Below are 5,599 nucleotides of genomic sequence, written 5' to 3' on the forward strand. Positions count from 1 at the left end.
GCGCCCCGGCGCGGCTTCCTCGCCAAGGCCTTCGGCATCACCGCCCTGCTCAGCGCGGCCGGCTCCGGCCTCGGCCTGCTGCGCGACCTGCTGCTCGCCCGCTACTTCGGCGCGAACCAGGGCACCGACGCCTTCCTGGTCGCCTGGACCGTCCCGGAGACGGCCGCGCCGCTGCTGATCGAGGACGCCATGTCCTTCCTCATGGTGCCCGCCTTCGCGCTCGCCCTGGTCCTGCGGGAGGAGGACCCGGACGCCCCCGACCCGGTCCGCCAGCTGGTCCGCGCCACCCTGCCCTGGCTGCTGCTCGCCCTCACCGGGCTCGCCCTGGCCGCCGCCCTCGGCGCCCCCCGGCTGGTCGACCTGCTCGCCCCCGGGCTCCGGGACCCCGGTCTCGCCGTCTCCTGCACCCGGATCACCGCGATCACCGTGCTGCCCTTCGGCGTGGCCGGCTACCTGGCCGCCGCCCTGCGCGCGCACCACCGCTTCACCGCCCCGGCCGGGATCTACGTCGCCTACAACCTCGGCATCCTGGCCCTGCTGCTCGGCTTCCACTCCGTCCTCGGCGTCCGCTCCGCCGCCCTCGGCGTCGCGCTCGGCAGCCTGCTGATGGCGGGTCTGCTGGTCGGCCCGTTCCTGCGCCGACTGCGCGGGGGCCGGGCCGCGGCCGGTCGCGGCCGGCGCTCCCGCGACACGCTGGTGCTGATGCCGCTCGCCCTGCTGCCGGTGGCGGCCTTCACCCTGACCCGCCAGTCACAGGTCTTCGTCGAGCGCTACCTCGGCTCGGCGCTGCCGCCCGGCACCATCTCGCACCTCAACTACGCCGCCAAGGTCTCCCAACTCGCCATGACGGCGGGCATCCTGATCTGCACCGTCACCTTCCCGCTGGTCGCCCGGGCGCTCGCCGCCGGGGACCTCACCGCCGCCCGCGACCGGGTCGAGAAGGACCTCGGCCAGGCGGCGGCGGTCGTCCTGCTGGGCACCGCCTTCCTGATGGCCTGCGCGCCCTCGGTGGTCTCGCTGCTGTTCGAGCGCGGCGCCTTCGGCCCCCTGGACACCGCCGCCACCGCCGCCGTCATCCGGGTGTACAGCTTCGGCCTGCCGGCCCAGGCGCTGCTCGGCGTGATGATCCGCCCGTACTTCTCGCTGCGCCCGGTGGTCCGCCGGGCCGACGACCCGGGCACCGAGGACGGCGGCCGCCGGCTGCTGGACTGGTACCCGGTCGCCGCGATGGTGCTCGGCCTCGGCGTCACCGTCGCCGTCGGCCTGCTCGCCACACCCGGCTTCGGCGCCCTGGGACTGGCGGCCGGCAACGCGGCCGGGATCACCGCCACCGCCGTGCTGCTGCTGCACGGCCTGGTGCTGCGCGGCATCCCGCTGCGGCTGCGCCGGGTGCTCAGCGGCCACGGCCGGCTGGTCGCCGCCGCGGCCGGGGCCACCGTGCTCGGCGGCGTCGTCGCCGACCTGGCCGTCGACCCGCTGCTCTCGACCGTCCTCGGGGGCCTCACCGTGGCGCTGGTCTTCGCCGCTCTCGGCACCGTCCTCGGTGCCCGCGAGGTGCGCGCCCCGCTCCTGGCCGTCACCCGGCGCAGGCTCGCCCCGAACCCGCCAACCGCCGCCGATGAAGGGAAGCTTCCCCATGGACAATGAACGGGGGACCGTCCGTTCGGCCCGGGCGGGCGTCACCAACGCCCCGCCCGCCCGGGCGCGACTGCCCAGGAGCCGCCGCCCGGCCGGCGAACCGGCCGCACCCGGCGCCTCCTGGCCGTGGATCCTGATGTACCACTCGGTGGCGGTCGAGGAGGAGGACCCGTACCAACTGACCGTCAGCCCCGAGCGGTTCGCCGAGCAGATCGCCTGGCTGCACCGGCGCGGGCGGCGCGGGGTCTCGGTCCGCGAGTTGATCCGGGCCCGCGAACTCGGCCGGGACGACGGGCTGGTCGGGCTGACCTTCGACGACGGCTACGCGGACTTCGCCCGGTACGCCGTACCGATCCTGCAGGCGTACGGCTTCACCGCGACCGCGTACGTGGTCGCCGACCTGCTCGGCCAGGACAACGGCTGGGACACCGAGGGCCCGCGCAAGGAGCTCCTCACCGTCCAGGAGGTCACCGAACTCGCCGCCGCCGGCTGGGAGATCGGCTCGCACGGCCTCAGCCACCAGGCGCTTCCCGGCCTGTCCGCCGAGACCCTCGCGACGCAGACCCGGGAGAGCCGGCGGCTGCTGGAGGAGGTCGTCGGCGGTCCGGTCACCGGCTTCTGCTACCCGTACGGCGCCGTCGACCTGTCCGCCACCCAGGCCGTGCGCGACGCCGGGTACGACTACGCCTGCGCCATCGAGCACTCCCCGCTCACCGGCACCTTCGCCCTGCCGCGCTGCTACGTCGGCGCCCGCGACGGCGCCTGGCGGCTGCGCGCCAAGCGCGGCCGCCACCGGCTGCGCGACGCCGTCGCCCGGCTGCGGGGCGGGCGGAGGGGGACCAGGCCGTGAGGGTCCTGCACATCGTCACCGGGCTCGCCTCCGGCGGCGCCGAGCGCCAACTCCACCTGCTGCTGCGGCACTTGCCGCCGCACCAGCGCTGCGAGGTGCTCGCGCTGACCAACCCCGGCGCGGTGGCCCGGGCGTTGCGCGCCGACGGCGTGACCGTGCACCACCTCGGCATGCGCGGCAACCGCGACCTCGGCGCGCTGCCCCGGCTGGTCCGGCTGGTCCGGGCCGGCCGCTACGACCTGGTGCACACCCACCTCTACCGGGCGCAGCTGTACGGCCGGCTGGCCGCCCGGCTGGCCGGGGTGCGGGCGGTGGTCTCCACCGAGCACTCGCTGCACGCCGGGGTGATCGAGGGCCGACCGGTCACCCGGGGCGTCAAGGGCCTCTACCTGGCGGCCGAACGGCTCGGCAGCACCACCATCGCGGTCTCCCGGCAGGTCGCCCAGACGCTGCGCTCCTGGGGCGTCCCGCCGGCCCGGATCGAGCTGATCCCGAACGGCATCGACGCCGCCGGTTACGCCCGCCCGCTCGCCGAGCGCTCCGCCACCCGCCGCCGGGTGCGGGCCGAACTAGGCCTGCCGGAGGGCGGCTGGGTGGTCGGCGGGGTCGGCCGGCTGGCTCCCGGCAAGCGCTTCGAGGTGCTGGTGGAGGCACTGGCCGACCTCGACCCGGCCACCCGGCTGGTGCTGGTCGGGGAAGGCCCCGAGCGCGCCGCGCTGGAGCGCCGGGCCGTCGAACTCGGCGTCCGGGAAAGGCTGGTGCTCACCGGTGAGCGCGACGACGTCCCCGACCTGCTGGCCGCCATGGACGTGCTGGCCGCCCCCTCGACCGCGGAGACCTTCGGCCTCGGCGTGCTGGAGGGCCTCGCCGCCGGACTGCCGGTGCGGCACAGCGCCTGCCCCGCGCTCGACGAACTGCCGCCCAGCGCCGCCCCGCAGGCCCGCCGGATCCCCTCCGAGCCCGCCGCGTACACCGCCGCGCTGCGCGACCTGCGGCAACTGAGCGGCCACACCGCCGACCCGCTGCCGCACCCGCCGGCCGTCGGCCACTACGACATCGCCCGGGTCGCCGCCGACCTGGGCGCCCTCTACGACCGGCTGGCCCGCGTCTGACCGCCCGCCACCGGAACCGCCGTACCAGACCCAAGGAGCCACACCATGACCACACCGCGCCGAAGCGCCCGCCGCCTGGTCCGCCGCTGGTGGCCGGTGGCGCTCGCGGTGCCGCTGGGCGCCGCGGCCGGCGCCGGGTACGCCGTCGTCTCGCACCCCTCGTACACCGCCACCGCCTACGTCCTCGTGGCGCCGCAGAACCCGGGGGAGTCCACGACCGCGACCAACTTCGCGCAGGCGTACGGGCGGCTGGTGGGCCAGCCGCAGGTGCTCGCGGCCGCCGCCGCCGAGACCGGCCGCACCCGGGTCCAGCTGGCGGCCCTGGTGCACGGGACGACCTCCCCGGACGCCCCGATGATCGAGATCAGCGGCACCGGGAGGCGCGCCCGGGACGCCGCCCGGACCGCCGACGCGGTGGCGGAGTCGCTCGTCGCCTTCGCCAACACCAGCAGCAAGGACACCAACGTCCGGCTGGTGACACTGGCCCCGGCCGCCGCGCCGGACAGGCCGACCACGCCCTCGGGCAAGCTGGACGTGGCGGTCGGCGCGGCGGCGGGGGTGCTGCTCGGGTCGCTGGTGATGATGACCCGGCGCCGGGGCCTGGCCGCCGAGCCGGTGGCCGAGGTACCCGCCGCCTCTGAGCCCGCTGCCGCTGAGCCGGTGGCCGAGGTGCCCGCCGCCGAGCCCGCCGCCGAGGCGCCGTCGGCGCCGGAGCCGTCCGGAGCGGAGACCCCGGCCCCGCCGCGCCAGCGCACCGAGGAGCAGCCGGTCGAGGCGAAGGAGCCGCAGGAGCCCCGGGCCGAGGCGGACAGCGGGACCGGGGCCGGGACCGGGCCCGAGTCGTCGCCGGAGCCCCCGGTGAAGGAGAAGGCCGCCGCCGGGAGCGAACGATGAGCACCGAGGCCCGCGCAGCCCGCCTTCCGGTCCAGGCGGCCGCGCCGGCCTGGACCACCGAGCTGCGCCGCGAGGACGACGCGCTGGACACCCTCGCCGAGGAGTGGGACGACCTGGCCGCCCGCTGCCGGACCGCCACCTTCTTCCAGGCCGCCGACTGGCAGCGCTCCTGGTGGCGCCACTACGGCCGCCCCGGCGCGCTGCTGGTGGTGCTGGTCCGACGGAACGGCCGGCTGGTCGGCGCGGGCGCCTTCATGCGGCGCGGCGGCCCGTTCGGCGGCCTGACCGGCCTCGGCGCCGGGCTGGCCGACTACAGCGACGTCCTGCTCGACGACGAGTGCGCCGACCGGGCCGCCGCCGAGTTCGCCGCCGCCCTGCCGCTCACCCGCCCCTGGCACTGGCTGGAGCTGCGCGAGGTGCACCCCGAGGCGGCGGTGCAGCGGGTGTACGCGCAGTGGCACGGGGCCCGGCGCCGCTACCGGGACTCGCTCTGCCAGTACCTCCCGGCCGTCCCGATGGAGCGGTTGCTCAAGCGGGTGCCCGGCAAGACCGCCCAGCGGAGCCGGGTGAAGCTGCGCAAGATCGCCGAGGCCGGGGTGCAGGTGCGCACCACGCCGGTGGCCGAGGTGCCCGCCGCGCTGGAGGGGCTGCTGCGGCTGCACTTCCTCCAGTGGCAGGAGCGTGGCGTCACCCCCGAGCACCGCACCGAGCGCTTCGCCCGGCACCTGACCGAGTCCACCACCGGGCTGGTCGCCACCGGCCGGGCCGCTGTCCACCGGTTCCACCTGGACGGCGAACTGGTCGCGGTGAACCTGCTGCTGCTCTGTCCGTCCTTCGGCGGGCTGTACATGTACGGCGCGCACCCGGTGCTGCGCGAGCGGCTGGACATCGCCGGGCTGCTGTTCAGCGCCGCCCTGGACGAGACGGTCGGCGCGGGCGTCCCGTTGCTCGGCCTGCTGCGGGGTCAGGAGCCGTACAAGCAGCGCTGGCGCCCGGACCGGCTCGCCAACCAGCGGCTGCTGCTGGGCCCGGCGGGGGCGGCCCCGGCCGCGGTCGTCCGGGCGGGGGCGGTGCGGGTCCGGCAGGCGGCGGCGGACGTGCTGAG

The 5,599-nt window shown here is 76.9% G+C and carries 5 protein-coding genes; all 5 read left to right on the forward strand.

What is annotated here, in order from left to right:
* Positions 1-1,647, forward strand: a 1,647-nt coding sequence (murJ, locus tag J0670_RS28325; RefSeq protein WP_207814534.1) for a murein biosynthesis integral membrane protein MurJ, incomplete at its 5' end; no start/stop codon positions are given.
* Positions 1,637-2,488: a polysaccharide deacetylase family protein gene (locus J0670_RS28330; RefSeq protein WP_207814535.1), complete on the forward strand. Its 852-nt coding sequence runs from the start codon at positions 1,637-1,639 to the stop codon at positions 2,486-2,488. The genes murJ and J0670_RS28330, both read left to right, overlap by 11 nt.
* Positions 2,485-3,600: a glycosyltransferase gene (locus J0670_RS28335; RefSeq protein ID WP_207814536.1), complete on the forward strand. Its 1,116-nt coding sequence runs from the start codon at positions 2,485-2,487 to the stop codon at positions 3,598-3,600. The genes J0670_RS28330 and J0670_RS28335 overlap by 4 nt, the downstream gene beginning before the upstream one ends.
* A 45-nt stretch (positions 3,601-3,645) precedes the next feature.
* A complete protein-coding gene (locus J0670_RS28340) occupies positions 3,646-4,494 on the forward strand; it encodes a Wzz/FepE/Etk N-terminal domain-containing protein (protein ID WP_207814537.1) in 849 nt (282 codons plus the stop codon).
* Positions 4,491-5,599: GNAT family N-acetyltransferase (locus J0670_RS28345; RefSeq protein ID WP_207814538.1), on the forward strand; the 1,109-nt coding region annotated here is incomplete at its 3' end. The genes J0670_RS28340 and J0670_RS28345, both read left to right, overlap by 4 nt.

The organism is Streptomyces sp. FH025, assembly GCF_017427025.1.
Classification (GTDB): Bacteria; Actinomycetota; Actinomycetes; order Streptomycetales; family Streptomycetaceae; genus Kitasatospora.